Origin of the sequence: Salmonella sp. SAL04157 (assembly GCF_046551635.1) — a bacterium.
GTDB classification, from domain to species: domain Bacteria; phylum Pseudomonadota; class Gammaproteobacteria; order Enterobacterales; family Enterobacteriaceae; genus Salmonella; species Salmonella enterica.
Window position 1 is genome coordinate 235274 of record NZ_JBGDVS010000002.1, and the last position, 14280, is coordinate 249553.

At 53.4% G+C, this 14280-nt stretch carries 14 protein-coding genes; 9 read left to right on the top strand and 5 right to left on the bottom strand.

The genetic code is table 11. From position 1 onward, the window contains the following. Nucleotides 1–117 precede the first annotated feature (117 nt). Complete coding sequence (gene rne / locus ACLJRE_RS04705) at nucleotides 118–3321, bottom strand: ribonuclease E (protein ID WP_000827463.1); 3204 nt, start codon at nucleotides 3319–3321, stop codon at nucleotides 118–120. 573 nt (nucleotides 3322–3894) lie between these two features. On the opposite strand from rne, the gene rluC reads away from it, so the two are divergent. After that, nucleotides 3895–4848, top strand: a complete 954-nt coding sequence (rluC, locus tag ACLJRE_RS04710) for a 23S rRNA pseudouridine(955/2504/2580) synthase RluC (protein WP_000846310.1) — start codon at nucleotides 3895–3897, stop codon at nucleotides 4846–4848. 82 nt (nucleotides 4849–4930) lie between these two features. On the opposite strand, the gene ACLJRE_RS04715 is transcribed toward rluC, so the two are convergent. Next, nucleotides 4931–5515, bottom strand: coding sequence for a Maf family protein (locus ACLJRE_RS04715; protein WP_001137603.1), 585 nt, complete (start codon nucleotides 5513–5515; stop codon nucleotides 4931–4933). Nucleotides 5516–5712: 197 nt separating this feature from the next. On the opposite strand from ACLJRE_RS04715, the gene yceD reads away from it, so the two are divergent. From yceD to fabF, 8 genes are all read left to right on the top strand, one after another. Then, nucleotides 5713–6234, top strand: a complete 522-nt coding sequence (gene yceD, locus ACLJRE_RS04720) for a 23S rRNA accumulation protein YceD (protein ID WP_001174492.1) — start codon at nucleotides 5713–5715, stop codon at nucleotides 6232–6234. A 51-nt stretch (nucleotides 6235–6285) separates the two neighbouring features. Continuing rightward, nucleotides 6286–6459 (top strand): 50S ribosomal protein L32, encoded by a 174-nt coding sequence (gene rpmF / locus ACLJRE_RS04725; RefSeq protein WP_000290727.1) that lies wholly within the window; start codon nucleotides 6286–6288, stop codon nucleotides 6457–6459. A gap of 133 nt (nucleotides 6460–6592) precedes the next feature. Continuing rightward, nucleotides 6593–7672, top strand: coding sequence for a phosphate acyltransferase PlsX (gene plsX / locus ACLJRE_RS04730; RefSeq protein ID WP_001518286.1), 1080 nt, complete (start codon nucleotides 6593–6595; stop codon nucleotides 7670–7672). Between the two features lie 79 nt (nucleotides 7673–7751). Continuing rightward, nucleotides 7752–8705: a beta-ketoacyl-ACP synthase III gene (fabH, locus tag ACLJRE_RS04735; protein WP_000288148.1), complete on the top strand. Its 954-nt coding sequence runs from the start codon at nucleotides 7752–7754 to the stop codon at nucleotides 8703–8705. Nucleotides 8706–8720: 15 nt separating this feature from the next. Continuing rightward, complete coding sequence (gene fabD / locus ACLJRE_RS04740) at nucleotides 8721–9650, top strand: ACP S-malonyltransferase (RefSeq protein ID WP_023212472.1); 930 nt, start codon at nucleotides 8721–8723, stop codon at nucleotides 9648–9650. Nucleotides 9651–9662: 12 nt separating this feature from the next. Then, nucleotides 9663–10397, top strand: coding sequence for a 3-oxoacyl-ACP reductase FabG (fabG, locus tag ACLJRE_RS04745; RefSeq protein ID WP_000007236.1), 735 nt, complete (start codon nucleotides 9663–9665; stop codon nucleotides 10395–10397). Between the two features lie 155 nt (nucleotides 10398–10552). After that, a complete protein-coding gene (gene acpP, locus ACLJRE_RS04750) occupies nucleotides 10553–10789 on the top strand; it encodes an acyl carrier protein (protein ID WP_000103754.1) in 237 nt (78 codons plus the stop codon). 85 nt (nucleotides 10790–10874) lie between these two features. Next, the gene (fabF, locus tag ACLJRE_RS04755) at nucleotides 10875–12116 is read left to right on the top strand and encodes a beta-ketoacyl-ACP synthase II (RefSeq protein WP_000044666.1); all 1242 of its coding nucleotides are present in this window, start codon (nucleotides 10875–10877) and stop codon (nucleotides 12114–12116) included. A 70-nt stretch (nucleotides 12117–12186) separates the two neighbouring features. Here the strand turns inward: fabF and ACLJRE_RS04760 are convergent, their stop codons facing one another. The 3 genes from ACLJRE_RS04760 to ACLJRE_RS04770 are packed head-to-tail and all read right to left on the bottom strand — an operon-like array spanning nucleotide 12187 to nucleotide 14258. After that, complete coding sequence (locus ACLJRE_RS04760; protein ID WP_000068580.1) at nucleotides 12187–12711, bottom strand: fimbrial protein; 525 nt, start codon at nucleotides 12709–12711, stop codon at nucleotides 12187–12189. A gap of 14 nt (nucleotides 12712–12725) precedes the next feature. Further along, the gene (locus tag ACLJRE_RS04765; protein WP_012513009.1) at nucleotides 12726–13247 is read right to left on the bottom strand and encodes a fimbrial protein; all 522 of its coding nucleotides are present in this window, start codon (nucleotides 13245–13247) and stop codon (nucleotides 12726–12728) included. Nucleotides 13248–13259: 12 nt separating this feature from the next. Then, entirely contained in the window at nucleotides 13260–14258 is a 999-nt protein-coding gene (locus ACLJRE_RS04770; protein WP_000754357.1) for a fimbrial protein, read from the bottom strand. Nucleotides 14259–14280 lie beyond the last annotated feature (22 nt).

Consider the following 14280-nt stretch of genomic DNA (forward strand, 5'->3'; position numbering starts at 1 on the left):
ATCCGTACGTATTATCCCGCCCGATCTCATGACTAAAAGACGCCATGGGGTAAGGCATCGCCCTGTAAGGGGCATAAAAAAGCCGACCTGGCGGTCGGCTTTGTATCAGCATTTACATCATTCTACCGGTTGTGGGCGTGTCGCCGGGGCGCTGGCGACACGTGTGGCGCTGTGTCCGCCTGCTGCGCCTTTACCTTCAAAGTGGAAGGAAGGGCGTTGCCAGTCGCTATGGTGCGGGGTTTCCGGCACATATTCCGGCGCTGGCGCACGCGTCATCGGCGCGCTGGCGTGGTTATGATCGTCAACGCAGACAACGTCCTGCGGCTTTTCCACCACCTGGGCCGGTGCGATAACGGTTTCTTCTGCCGTGTGCTCCACAACAGCCGCTTCCGCTTTTGTCTCTTCTTCTGGCTCGACAACGACAACATCAGCTACGTTTTCAGCCACCGTAATGGACGCGTCGGCGGTTTCTGCTACCGGTTCGGCGTCAGCAATAACCTCTTGCGCTTCCGGCGTATCGCTTTCGGCAATCAGTTGCGGCTGTTCATCAACCGGCGCGGCAATCACTTCCGGATGCGTTGTCTCGACCTCGACGACTTCCGGCGCCTGTGGTTCGGCGACGGTCTGCGGCTCAACGGCAACGTTTTCTACTGCCTGTACCGACGCTTGTGGTTCTAACGCTACGGTCGCAGCGATAACCTGCGGTTCAGCGACAACCGGTTGTGGCAGCGCCAGATCTGCTTCACGCTGCTCTTCAACAACCTGCGTTTCCTGAGGACGGACAATCGGGTAGCGGATCCAGACTTTACCGGACGCCATTTCCGGCGACGCGCAGGCGACGGTTAACGGCATCGGCGATTGTGTCGGGTAGCGCTCGTCACGATAGCGACGACGACGCTGACCGCTAACGCGCAGGTGGCGCGGAGAACGGCGGGAGCGACGCGGCATACCAGTATTATCGCGAGGTTCTACGCTATCATCCTGCTCCGGCGCGATATCGGCAACGACAGGTAAATCAACTTTCGCCAATTCGGTACGCGGCGCTGGAACGGGCTGTTCAACGTTTTCAACCGGGCGCGGTTCGTCGACGACGACCGGCGTGTCAACCGTTTCAACCACTGCGCTGTTGGTAAAGCGGACTTTCTGATTAAGCTGACGCTGCTTGCGGCGCGGCTGAACCTGCTGAACGCGTTCTTCCTGCTCGGTCTCCTGGACAGGCAGTTCTTCGCGGTTAAGCGCTTTTACTTCCTGCTGCGCCTGGCGTTTGTCATCATTGCGGCGGCGGCTGCGTTCGCGACGCGGCGTCTGTTGCTGCTCATCGCCGGTTTTCACTTTTTCCGCCGTTTCCTGCTGGCGGGTATCGCGCGCTTCCGCATTTTGCTGCTGCGCCTGGCGACGGTTACGACGATTATCGTCGCGGCTCTCGCCGCCGTCACGTCCGGCACGGTTATCACGGGTGTCGCGGCGTTCGTTACGATCGCGACGGTTGTTCTGCCGTGGCTTGCGACGATCCTGCTGACGCTCCGCTTTTTCTTCCGCTTTCGGCGCGGCTGTTTCGACGGTTTTCGTTTCTTCACCGCTGAACAGTTGTTTCAGCGCGTTAAGGAAGCGGCTAAACAGACCCGGCTGGGCAGGCTGCGCGGCGGCAACATTATCCTTTTTCGCCGTGGCGACGCTAACCGCCGGTTCGACAGGCGTCGGCGCCGGAGGCACATCTGGCATAGCGAATGTCGCCAGCGCAGGCTGTTCCGGGCGTTTACGCTCGGCGTACTCTTCTTCAGAAGGCAGCGCCATCGCTTCTTCGTGCAGCTTCGGCAGCATGTAGCTCAGGGTCGGCGTTTCTTCCCCTTTGCGTACGCGCAGCACGGAATAGTGCGGCGTTTCCATCTGATCGTTCGGGACGATGACACAGCGGACGCCATCCTGACGCGTCTCAATAGCGTTAACTGCCGTCCGTTTTTCGTTAAGCAGATAAGAGGCGATCGGCACCGGAACAATGGCATGGACTTCCTGCGTATTCTCTTTCAGCGCTTCTTCTTCAATCAGGCGCAGAATGGACAGCGACAGAGATTCGTTATCGCGCACGGTGCCGGTACCGCTACAGCGCGGACACACGTGATGACTGGATTCGCCCAGCGACGGGCTCAGGCGCTGACGCGACATTTCGAGCAGGCCGAAGCGGGAAATATGGCTAATCTGAATACGCGCCCGGTCCTGACGCACCGCTTCACGCAGGCGGTTTTCTACCGCGCGCTGGTGACGTACCGGCGTCATATCGATAAAGTCGATAACGATCAGGCCGCCCAGGTCGCGCAGACGCAGCTGGCGGGCAATCTCGTCGGCCGCTTCGAGATTAGTGTTGAACGCGGTTTCTTCGATATCGCCGCCGCGAGTCGCGCGGGCGGAGTTGATATCGATGGCGGTTAACGCTTCGGTACTGTCAATGACAATGGAGCCGCCGGAGGGCAGGCGCACTTCACGCTGGAACGCTGACTCGATCTGCGATTCGATCTGGTAATGGCTGAACAACGGGATTTCACCGGTGTACAGCTTAATTTTGCTGCTAAAATCCGGGCGGCCCAACGCGGCGATATGCTGACGCGCCATTTCCATCACTTTTGGATTGTCGATCAGGATTTCACCGATATCCTGACGCAGATAGTCGCGAAACGCGCGTACGATGACGTTGCTTTCCTGATGGATCAGGAACGGCGCGGGACGGCTTTCAGCGGCTTTCTGAATGGCTTCCCAGTGTTTCAGGCGGAAGCTTAAATCCCACTGCAACGCTTCGGCGGATTTACCCACGCCCGCGGTACGCACGATAAGCCCCATCCCTTCAGGAAGTTCCAGGCTGGCCAACGCTTCTTTTAACTCGGTACGATCGTCGCCTTCAATGCGACGGGAAATACCACCCGCGCGCGGGTTATTCGGCATCAGCACCAGGTAGCTGCCCGCCAGACTGATAAAGGTGGTTAACGCCGCGCCTTTGTTGCCGCGCTCTTCTTTATCGATTTGAACAATGACTTCCTGGCCTTCGCGTAACACGTCTTTAATGTTCGGGCGACCATGAGCGCTGTAGTTAGCGGGGAAATATTCGCGGGCAATTTCTTTTAACGGGAGGAAACCGTGGCGTTCTGCGCCGTAATCAACAAAAGCCGCTTCCAGGCTCGGTTCAATACGGGTAATTTTGCCTTTATAGATGTTCGCTTTTTTCTGCTCGTGTCCGGGGCTTTCTATATCCAGATCGTACAGACGCTGCCCATCTACAAGGGCGACGCGCAACTCTTCCTGCTGAGTCGCGTTGATTAACATTCTTTTCATCGTAACTTACTCATTATTCTTACGTTGACGACTAAGCTGCGGGCATGGTGACGCCTTACCGGGCATGAACCGATGGCCTCGTGACTATTTCGCGTCGCCAACCTCACGGTTATCGTCAGCTCAAAGAGGCGCAGAGTGTCGGTTGCCTGTATTTCATACGGAAACACAGCGCAATTATCAGGGAAGCAGCCTGGGCATTACTCTCCAGAGAAGATCCTATCTACCGGTAAGGACTGCAACCCGCAGCCCGCTAACTGTCTGAAAAATCAATACGTCTTACGCCATTGCTGCGTTGATGATCGGTCAGACAAAATGGGTTATTCCGCTAAACTTTTTGTTTTAACAAGTTTCGGTGCGGAAACCGCATCATTATTCCACTGCTAACCTTGTTATAGCAAGATGACTTTTACCATTTATCACCCGCTTACTCACAGTTTTTTCACCAGCGTGAGCCAATTGCTTTAATAACCAGCAAAACCGCAGTGAAAAATGTTCATCCACTGGCGTAGGCGTCTCTATAAGCATAGAAAAATGTGTGGCGCGAATCTCACAGGCTATTTAGAATCGCCCCCCATGAAAACAGAAACGCCATCCGTAAAAATTGTTGCCATCGCCGCTGACGAAGCGGGGCAACGCATTGATAACTTTTTGCGCACCCAACTGAAAGGGGTACCAAAAAGTATGATTTATCGCATCTTGCGTAAAGGCGAGGTGCGGGTGAACAAAAAACGCATTAAACCGGAATACAAACTGGAAGCGGGCGATGAAGTCCGCATTCCGCCGGTTCGCGTTGCTGAACGCGAAGAAGAGGCCGTGTCGCCGCATTTGCAAAAAGTGGCGGCCTTGGCGGACGTCATTTTGTATGAAGACGACCATATTCTGGTGCTGAATAAGCCTTCCGGCACCGCCGTACACGGCGGGAGCGGGTTAAGTTTTGGCGTCATCGAAGGGCTGCGGGCGTTGCGTCCGGAAGCGCGATTCCTGGAACTGGTGCATCGTCTTGACCGCGATACCTCCGGCGTGCTATTGGTGGCGAAAAAACGCTCCGCGCTGCGTTCGCTGCATGAGCAACTGCGCGAAAAGGGAATGCAGAAAGATTATCTGGCGCTGGTGCGCGGCCAGTGGCAATCGCACGTTAAAACCGTACAGGCGCCATTATTAAAGAACATTCTGCAAAGCGGCGAACGCATTGTTCGCGTGAGCCAGGAAGGCAAACCGTCAGAAACGCGCTTCAAGGTGGAAGAGCGCTATGCCTTCGCCACGCTGGTGCGCTGTAGCCCGGTCACGGGCCGTACGCATCAGATTCGCGTACATACCCAATATGCCGGTCACCCTATTGCGTTCGACGATCGCTACGGCGACCGTGAGTTTGATAAGCAACTGGCGGATACGGGGTTGAACCGACTTTTCCTGCACGCAGCAGCGTTGAAATTTACCCATCCGGGAACGGGTGAAGTGATGCGTATTGAAGCGCCGATGGATAAGCAATTGAAGCGCTGCCTTGAGGTATTACGTAGTAAAGCCTGATGCGCGTTGCTTATCAGGCCTACAATCGTGTGATGCACCGTAGGCCTGATAAGACGCATCGCGTCGCCATCAGGCAGATTAATCAGGCATTCAGCGGGTTCATCTCTTCCCGCCGCAGCATTTGACACAACGCGATCAGCGGCAAACCGATCAAGGTATTTGGGTCACGACCTTCCAGGCGTTCAAATAATGCAATGCCTAAACCTTCGCTTTTAAAACTTCCCGCGCAATGCAGCGGATGCTCTTTACGGACATAGTCGTCTATTTCCGCTTCGCTTAAATGGCGAAAATGAACGTCAAAAGGCTCCACTTCGGTTTGTAAGTGCCCGGAGGCGGAGTTATACAGCGCCAGTCCGGTATAAAACGTCACAATATTTCCGCTGGCTTTGGCTAATTGCTGACGCGCTTTTTCTTCCGTCAGCGGTTTGCCGGTGATTTCGCCGTCCAGAACACAAATTTGGTCGGAGCCAATAATCAAATGATTCGGGAAACGCGCGGCGAGCGATTGCGCCTTCGCCTGCGCCAGCCGCAGCACCAACTGACGCGGCGCTTCGCCCGGCATGGGGGTTTCATCAACATCCGGCGCGGCGCATTCGAAAGGAATCGTCAGCTTTTCCAGCAGCGCGCGACGCCAGGGAGAGGTAGACGCAAGGATGAGACGGGGCATATTTTTTCCCTCAGATATAGCGTAATGATGAGAGCCATCTTAAACTATGCTCTTCGGTCTTCAAGCCTGTCATACTGACTCGTCTTGAGCGAAAATAAGTCTGTAACCCGCAATGTGTGCGAATTATTGGCAAAAGGCAACCGCAGGCTGCCTTTTTCTTTGACTATATGACGTTACGAAGTTAATATGCGCGCCCTATGCAAAAGGTAAAATTACCCCTGACTCTTGATCCGGTTCGTACCGCTCAAAAACGCCTTGATTACCAGGGTATCTATACCCCCGATCAGGTTGAGCGCGTTGCCGAGTCTGTAGTCAGTGTGGACAGTGATGTGGAATGCTCCATGTCGTTCGCTATCGATAACCAGCGTCTCGCCGTTTTAACCGGCGATGCGGTCGTTACGGTGTCGCTCGAATGCCAGCGTTGCGGGAAACCGTTTACCCATCAGGTTCACACAACGTATTGTTTTAGCCCTGTCCGTTCCGACGAGCAGGCTGAAGCACTGCCGGAAGCGTATGAGCCGATTGAGGTAAACGAATTCGGCGAAATCGATCTGCTGGCGACGGTTGAAGATGAAATCATCCTCGCCTTGCCGGTAGTTCCGGTGCATGATTCTGAACACTGTGAAGTGTCCGAGGCGGACATGGTCTTTGGCGAACTGCCTGATGAAGCGCAAAAGCCAAACCCATTTGCCGTATTAGCCAGCTTAAAGCGTAAGTAATAGGTCTTCCCCGCGGACGCAGGGATAAACCGTAATTGAGGAGTAAGGTCCATGGCCGTACAACAGAATAAACCAACCCGTTCCAAACGTGGCATGCGTCGTTCCCATGACGCTCTGACCGCAGTCACCAGCCTGTCTGTAGACAAAACTTCTGGTGAAAAACACCTGCGTCACCACATCACTGCCGACGGTTACTACCGCGGCCGCAAGGTCATCGCTAAGTAATCGCGCGATACTCGATGCCTTTTGCATCACAGGCGTGCCTGTGGTGTAAAAGCCGAAGAGTACAAGCGTGATAAAGCTTAGTGAGGATTTCTCCGCGTAAGCGGAGAACACCGAACCAGGCAGCGACGATACCTTGACACGTCTAACCCTGGCGTTAGATGTCATGGGGGGCGATTTTGGTCCTTCCGTGACGGTGCCTGCAGCATTGCAGGCACTGAACGCTAATTCGCAGCTCACTCTTCTTTTAGTCGGGAATCCCGATATTATCACGCCATTACTTGCCAAAGCTGACTTTGAACAACGTTCGCGTCTGCAGATTATCCCTGCACAGTCAGTTATTGCCAGTGATGCCCGGCCTTCGCAGGCGATCCGCGCCAGTCGCGGGACATCCATGCGTGTGGCCCTGGAGCTTGTGAAAGAAGGCCGAGCCGAAGCTTGCGTTAGCGCCGGTAATACCGGGGCGCTGATGGGGCTGGCGAAATTATTGCTCAAGCCTCTTGAGGGGATTGAGCGTCCGGCGTTGGTGACGGTATTACCGCACCAGCAAAAGGGCAAAACGGTAGTGCTTGATTTGGGGGCCAACGTCGACTGCGACAGTACCATGCTGGTGCAGTTTGCCGTGATGGGCGCCGTTTTGGCGGAAGAGGTCGTCGGGATCAAAAATCCCCGCGTGGCGCTACTCAATATCGGGGAAGAAGAAACCAAAGGCCTCGACAGTATTCGTGAAGCCTCTTTAATGTTAAAAACAGTTCCAACCATCAATTACATCGGCTACCTTGAGGCGAATGAGTTACTGACGGGAAAAACCGATGTACTGGTGTGTGACGGCTTTACAGGCAATGTCACACTTAAAACGATGGAGGGGGTTGTCAGAATGTTCCTTTCACTGCTGAAATCACAGGGCGAAGGGAAAAAACGGTCGTGGTGGCTGCTGTTATTAAAACGTTGGTTACAAAAAAGCCTGACGAGGCGATTCAGTCACCTCAACCCCGACCAGTATAATGGCGCCTGTCTGTTAGGATTGCGCGGCACGGTGATAAAAAGTCATGGTGCGGCCAATCAGCGAGCATTTGCAGTCGCGATTGAACAGGCAGTGCAGGCGGTGCAGCGACAAGTTCCTCAGCGAATTGCCGCTCGCCTGGAATCTGTATACCCAGCCGGATTTGAACCGCTGGACGATGGCAAAGGCGTAAACCTGCGGGCGCACAGATAATATCGCTGTCTCCCCGGCGCCGCCAGCGTGCCAGACGTTTACAGGTAACGGTATATAACCGAAAAGTGACTGAGCGTACATGTATACGAAGATTATTGGTACTGGCAGCTATCTGCCCGAACAAGTGCGGACTAACGCCGATCTGGAAAAAATGGTTGAGACCTCTGACGAGTGGATTGTCACTCGTACAGGTATTCGTGAACGCCATATCGCCGCGCCGAATGAAACTGTCGCGACGATGGGCTTTACCGCTGCGAATCGCGCGATTGAGATGGCGGGGATCGATAAAGACCAAATTGGCTTGATTGTGGTGGCTACCACATCAGCAACGCATGCATTTCCAAGCGCGGCATGTCAGATTCAAAGTATGCTCGGTATTAAAGGTTGCCCGGCGTTTGATGTCGCGGCAGCGTGCGCAGGTTTCACCTACGCGTTAAGCATCGCCGACCAGTACGTTAAATCCGGCGCGGTTAAACACGCGCTGGTGGTCGGTTCCGATGTATTAGCCCGCACTTGCGATCCTGGCGATCGCGGTACGATCATTATTTTCGGCGATGGCGCAGGCGCGGCCGTACTGAGCGCTTCTGAAGAACCGGGTATTATCTCCACTCATCTTCATGCCGATGGCCGTTACGGTGAATTACTGACCCTGCCGAATGCCGATCGCGTAAATCCGGATAACCCGATTTACCTGACGATGGCGGGTAATGAAGTCTTTAAAGTGGCGGTCACTGAACTGGCGCATATTGTCGATGAGACGCTGGCGGCTAATAACCTGGATCGCTCAGAACTCGATTGGCTGGTGCCGCATCAGGCTAACCTGCGTATCATTAGCGCGACAGCGAAAAAACTCGGCATGTCGATGGACAATGTCGTCGTCACGCTGGACAGGCACGGCAATACCTCCGCGGCTTCTGTGCCGTGCGCGCTGGATGAAGCCGTGCGTGACGGGCGAATTAAAGCCGGTCAGCTGGTATTGCTTGAAGCCTTCGGGGGTGGATTCACCTGGGGCTCCGCGCTGATTCGTTTCTAGTATAAGGATTTAAACATGACGCAATTTGCATTTGTGTTCCCCGGTCAGGGTTCTCAGAGCGTTGGGATGTTGGCCGAGATGGCGGCAAATTACCCTATCGTAGAAGAAACGTTTGCTGAAGCTTCTGCGGCTCTGGGATATGATCTGTGGGCGCTCACCCAGCAAGGTCCAGCGGAAGAATTGAATAAAACCTGGCAGACGCAGCCGGCGTTATTAACCGCTTCCGTCGCGCTTTGGCGCGTTTGGCAGCAGCAGGGCGGTAAAATGCCTGCGTTAATGGCAGGTCACAGCCTGGGCGAATATTCCGCGCTGGTTTGCGCTGGCGTCATCAACTTTGCTGATGCCGTTCGTCTGGTGGAAATGCGCGGTAAATTCATGCAGGAAGCGGTTCCGGAAGGTACTGGCGGCATGTCTGCGATCATCGGTCTGGATGATGCCTCTATTGCTAAAGCCTGTGAAGAATCTGCCGAAGGGCAGGTTGTTTCGCCGGTTAACTTTAACTCGCCGGGACAGGTGGTTATCGCCGGGCATAAAGAGGCAGTAGAACGCGCGGGCGCAGCCTGTAAAGCCGCTGGCGCGAAACGCGCGCTGCCGCTGCCGGTGAGCGTACCGTCGCACTGCGCGCTGATGAAACCAGCGGCAGATAAGCTGGTGGTTGAATTAGCCAAAATTACCTTTAGCGCGCCAACGGTGCCGGTAGTAAACAACGTTGACGTGAAATGTGAAACCGATGCCGCCGCTATCCGCGATGCGCTGGTTCGCCAGTTGTACAATCCGGTACAGTGGACGAAGAGCGTGGAATTTATCGCGGCGCAGGGCGTTGAACATCTTTATGAAGTGGGTCCAGGTAAAGTCCTCACTGGTCTGACGAAACGTATTGTCGACACCCTGACAGCGTCGGCGCTGAACGAGCCGGCGGCGCTGTCTGCGGCACTTACGCAATAAAAGAGGAAAACCATGAGCTTTGAAGGAAAGATTGCGCTGGTGACTGGTGCAAGCCGTGGCATAGGCCGCGCAATTGCAGAGACTCTCGTTGCCCGCGGCGCGAAAGTTATCGGGACTGCGACCAGTGAAAATGGTGCGAAGAACATTAGCGACTATTTAGGTGCTAACGGGAAAGGTTTGATGTTGAATGTGACCGATCCTGCATCTATTGAATCTGTTCTGGAAAATATTCGCGCAGAATTTGGTGAAGTGGATATCCTGGTTAATAATGCCGGTATCACTCGTGATAATCTGTTGATGCGAATGAAAGATGATGAGTGGAACGATATTATCGAAACCAATTTATCATCCGTTTTCCGCCTGTCAAAAGCGGTAATGCGCGCTATGATGAAAAAGCGTTGTGGTCGCATTATCACTATTGGTTCTGTGGTTGGTACCATGGGAAATGCAGGTCAGGCAAACTACGCTGCGGCGAAAGCGGGCCTGATCGGTTTCAGTAAATCACTGGCGCGTGAAGTTGCGTCCCGTGGTATTACTGTCAATGTTGTGGCTCCGGGTTTTATTGAAACGGACATGACGCGTGCGCTGTCTGACGATCAGCGTGCGGGTATCCTGGCGCAGGTGCCTGCGGGTCGCCTCGGCGGCGCTCAGGAAATCGCCAGTGCGGTTGCATTTTTAGCCTCTGACGAAGCGAGTTACATCACTGGTGAGACTCTGCACGTCAACGGCGGAATGTACATGGTTTAATCACGATTGAAAAATATTTGCGTTATTAGGGCGAAAGGCCGCAAAATAACGTAAAATCGTGGTAAGACCTGCCGGGATTTAGTTGCAAATTTTTCAACATTTTATACACTACGAAAACCATCGCGAAAGCGAGTTTTGATAGGAAATTTAAGAGTATGAGCACTATCGAAGAACGCGTTAAGAAAATTATCGGCGAACAGCTGGGCGTTAAGCAGGAAGAAGTAACCAACAATGCTTCTTTCGTTGAAGACCTGGGCGCAGATTCTCTTGACACCGTTGAGCTGGTAATGGCTCTGGAAGAAGAGTTTGATACTGAGATTCCGGACGAAGAAGCTGAGAAAATCACCACCGTTCAGGCTGCCATTGATTACATCAACGGCCACCAGGCGTAAGTGAACATCTCCAGGCGGTCATTCGACCGCCTGAGTTTTATCTTTTTGTCCCACTAGAATCATTTTCCCTCCCTGGAGGACAACCGTGTCTAAGCGTCGTGTAGTTGTGACCGGACTGGGCATGTTGTCTCCTGTCGGCAATACCGTAGAGTCTACCTGGAAAGCTCTCCTTGCCGGTCAGAGTGGCATCAGCCTGATCGACCATTTCGATACTAGCGCCTATGCAACGAAATTTGCTGGCTTAGTAAAGGATTTTAACTGTGATGACATTATCTCGCGCAAAGAACAGCGCAAGATGGATGCCTTCATTCAATATGGAATTGTCGCTGGCGTACAGGCCATGCAGGATTCTGGCCTTGAAGTGACGGAAGAGAACGCAAGCCGTATTGGCGCCGCTATCGGCTCCGGTATCGGTGGTCTCGGTCTGATCGAAGAAAACCACAGTTCGCTGGTAAAAGGTGGACCGCGTAAGATTAGCCCGTTCTTTGTCCCGTCGACGATTGTTAACATGGTAGCAGGCCATCTGACTATCATGTATGGCCTGCGTGGGCCAAGCATCTCTATTGCGACTGCCTGTACTTCAGGCGTGCATAACATCGGCCATGCCGCGCGTATCATCGCCTATGGCGATGCGGACGCGATGGTGGCAGGTGGCGCAGAAAAAGCCAGTACGCCGCTGGGTGTAGGTGGTTTTGGCGCAGCGCGCGCGCTGTCGACCCGCAACGATAACCCACAGGCGGCAAGCCGTCCGTGGGATAAAGAACGCGATGGTTTTGTACTGGGCGACGGTGCCGGTATGTTGGTGCTTGAAGAGTACGAACATGCGAAAGCGCGTGGTGCGAAAATCTATGCTGAAATCGTCGGCTTTGGTATGAGCAGCGATGCTTACCATATGACGTCGCCGCCGGAAAATGGCGCAGGCGCTGCGCTGGCGATGGTTAACGCGTTGCGTGATGCCGCGATTGAGCCTGCTCAGATTGGCTACGTCAACGCGCACGGCACGTCGACGCCTGCCGGCGACAAAGCTGAGACGCAGGCGGTTAAGTCAGTCTTTGGCGATGCTGCAAGCCGAGTGATGGTGAGCTCGACCAAATCGATGACCGGCCATCTGTTGGGCGCCGCAGGCGCAGTAGAGTCTATTTTCTCTATTCTGGCGCTACGCGATCAGGCCATTCCGCCAACCATTAATCTGGATAACCCGGATGAAGGTTGCGATCTGGACTTCGTGCCGCATGAAGCGCGCCAGGTCAGCGATCTGGAGTACGCTCTGTGTAACTCCTTTGGCTTTGGCGGTACTAACGGTTCGTTGATTTTCAAACGTATCTAGTCAGTACTGTTATGAATAAAAAAGCGGAGCGCCTGGCGCTCCGCTTTTTTATGTATTCTTGATCTGAAGGCTACTGGTACGTAAAGTTCAGTTGAACGACAGTCTTGAATTCCCCTGGCGTTACGCGACCCGTCGGTGTGTACATGCGCGCAGAGAGCGGGAAAACGGCCCGGTGGTCATTGCCGTTCACTTTCACGGCCAGCGTATCCGCCGGTGAGATTTCCGTCTGATGATCGCGGGTCATAATTTCCAGTGCCATACCGGTAGCGCTGCCCTGGCTGTTAGCGAATTTGGTGGCATCGTCAGTGTCGGCATCACCGCTGAACAGGGCAGTCACCTGAGTAGTTGATGGCGGGCAGGAGGAGAGGGTCAGTTCAAAATCCTGCCACTCACTGGTATCGCCCACCTTCAGGTAATCAACGGCGCGTGCCTGCTGGAACGTGACCGTCTGTTCCTTTGTGCCCGTATCCACGATGCAGGCAGAAGCAATTACTATACCGCTCAGGTTAATATCGGTTGCCTGCACGGAATAAATACTGCTTACCGCCCATAGACAGGCCAACGCGGGGAGCAGTTTATTTATCTGTTGCGCCATTGTCCCGTCCTGGATTACTGGTAGGTGAAGGTTGCCTGTACTTGGCCCTCGATGGTGCCTGGCATCACGAGGCCTGTTGCCACTGCACGGGAGCGCAGTTTCAGGTCATAGGCATGCGTGTCGGATGGGATTGCGATGTCCTTCAGAGCAGCGCCATTTTTATAGGCGTGCTCGCTTTTGTCATCCGTTAACTCAAGCTTCAGGTTGGTGGCAGTGCCGGTATTTTTGTAGAAGTCTGTATCCGTGTCGGCGGTGCCAGCAAAGGCTACGCTAAATGAGGTGGTGGAGGCCGGGCAATCGGTGAGCGTCAATGTCTTTTCAACCCATGGGGTAGTGCTGCCACTTGTTTCTAGAGTATTGGCCTGAATCCCGGTCCCCAGATTAATAGCGAGAGACTCATCGCCGCCGTTAACCACACAAGGTGAGGCGATAACGGTACCGCTAATATCAATATTGACAGCCTGACTGGATGAGGAAAATAACCAACCAAGCGCAATGATGAATGCCACTGTCTTTTTCCTGTTTGTAACAATCATATATAATCCCTATTAGTTGTAAGTAACTTTAAGCTCAATGGCTGTTTTGACATTACCCGCAGTTACGCTTTCAGCATCATCTATAAAATAAGACACTTTAAAGTCAGGCAACACATAATCCCCGGAGCCGTTATAATTCTGGAGCGCGATCGCTGAATTAATTGTATGAGGCGTACCATCGGTATTCTGTATCTGCACATAAACATTTTTCGCGTAGGTATCACCCGTCACAGTATTAAGAACCCCATTGGCTTCGTCGTGGGCTCCATAGACTGCGGAAAAATTATAAGAGATACCATTGATGGCCCCCGGGCAGTTTGTGAGCGTTATCGTCGGCGCCTGAATACTATTTTGTGCGCCCGTTTTTAGGCTATTCCCATAAAGTGGGTTGAGTTTAATTTCTGTTGGTGCGTTAATTCCACAAGCCGTATACTTTGGCTGACTAGCCACACCAGAACGGGCCACGAAAGTCACATCTCCATATCCGCTATCCGCTGGGTTATGATAAGAAACAGTAACGCTTGGCACCTCAGTAATGGGGCCCGCCGGTAGTTCATCCGTTAAACGCACCAGCATGTAGCGAATAATTAGGTCGCCGGATGCGTTGACATTACTATCGACGTCTAAACGAAATGGAGCCGTATAATCTTTATCCGGGGTTACTACGCCCGCTGGGGTGTAAGTCATTTGATAGGCAATGCCTACACCCGGGTTATTGGTTTTATACACCGTTGCGTCATTAGTAGTCGTTCCCCCTGTCGGTTCGCCATTCACAGTAAAATCAATATAACCTTTTTGGCTGCTAGCTATTATTGGCAATTTCCAGTGTTCCCCCCAGTCGTCAAACCAGGTTGTCCCCCCGGCCGAACTCGGCATAGTAAAGGAGCTGAATTTATAAGGTAAAGTTGATGTATTCGCACTGCTTGTATTTATGATACCTGCAAGAGCATCAACGGACGTTATCAACGGGCACACAGATATTAACAACGCAAGGCCGACTGTTTTTTTCACGAATACGTTTTCCTTATGACGA

What these genes read in the sequence shown, in the direction of transcription:
- yceD (WP_001174492.1), top strand. Translation starts at nt 5,713, where the DNA reads ATGCAAAAGGTAAAATTACCCCTGACTCTTGATCCGGTTCGTACCGCT.
- fabG (WP_000007236.1), top strand. Translation starts at nt 9,663, where the DNA reads ATGAGCTTTGAAGGAAAGATTGCGCTGGTGACTGGTGCAAGCCGTGGC.
- acpP (WP_000103754.1), top strand. Translation starts at nt 10,553, where the DNA reads ATGAGCACTATCGAAGAACGCGTTAAGAAAATTATCGGCGAACAGCTG.
- rluC (WP_000846310.1), top strand. Translation starts at nt 3,895, where the DNA reads ATGAAAACAGAAACGCCATCCGTAAAAATTGTTGCCATCGCCGCTGAC.
- fabD (WP_023212472.1), top strand. Translation starts at nt 8,721, where the DNA reads ATGACGCAATTTGCATTTGTGTTCCCCGGTCAGGGTTCTCAGAGCGTT.
- ACLJRE_RS04765 (WP_012513009.1), bottom strand. Translation starts at nt 13,247, where the DNA reads ATGATTGTTACAAACAGGAAAAAGACAGTGGCATTCATCATTGCGCTT.
- ACLJRE_RS04760 (WP_000068580.1), bottom strand. Translation starts at nt 12,711, where the DNA reads ATGGCGCAACAGATAAATAAACTGCTCCCCGCGTTGGCCTGTCTATGG.
- fabH (WP_000288148.1), top strand. Translation starts at nt 7,752, where the DNA reads ATGTATACGAAGATTATTGGTACTGGCAGCTATCTGCCCGAACAAGTG.
- rne (WP_000827463.1), bottom strand. Translation starts at nt 3,321, where the DNA reads ATGAAAAGAATGTTAATCAACGCGACTCAGCAGGAAGAGTTGCGCGTC.
- rpmF (WP_000290727.1), top strand. Translation starts at nt 6,286, where the DNA reads ATGGCCGTACAACAGAATAAACCAACCCGTTCCAAACGTGGCATGCGT.
- ACLJRE_RS04715 (WP_001137603.1), bottom strand. Translation starts at nt 5,515, where the DNA reads ATGCCCCGTCTCATCCTTGCGTCTACCTCTCCCTGGCGTCGCGCGCTG.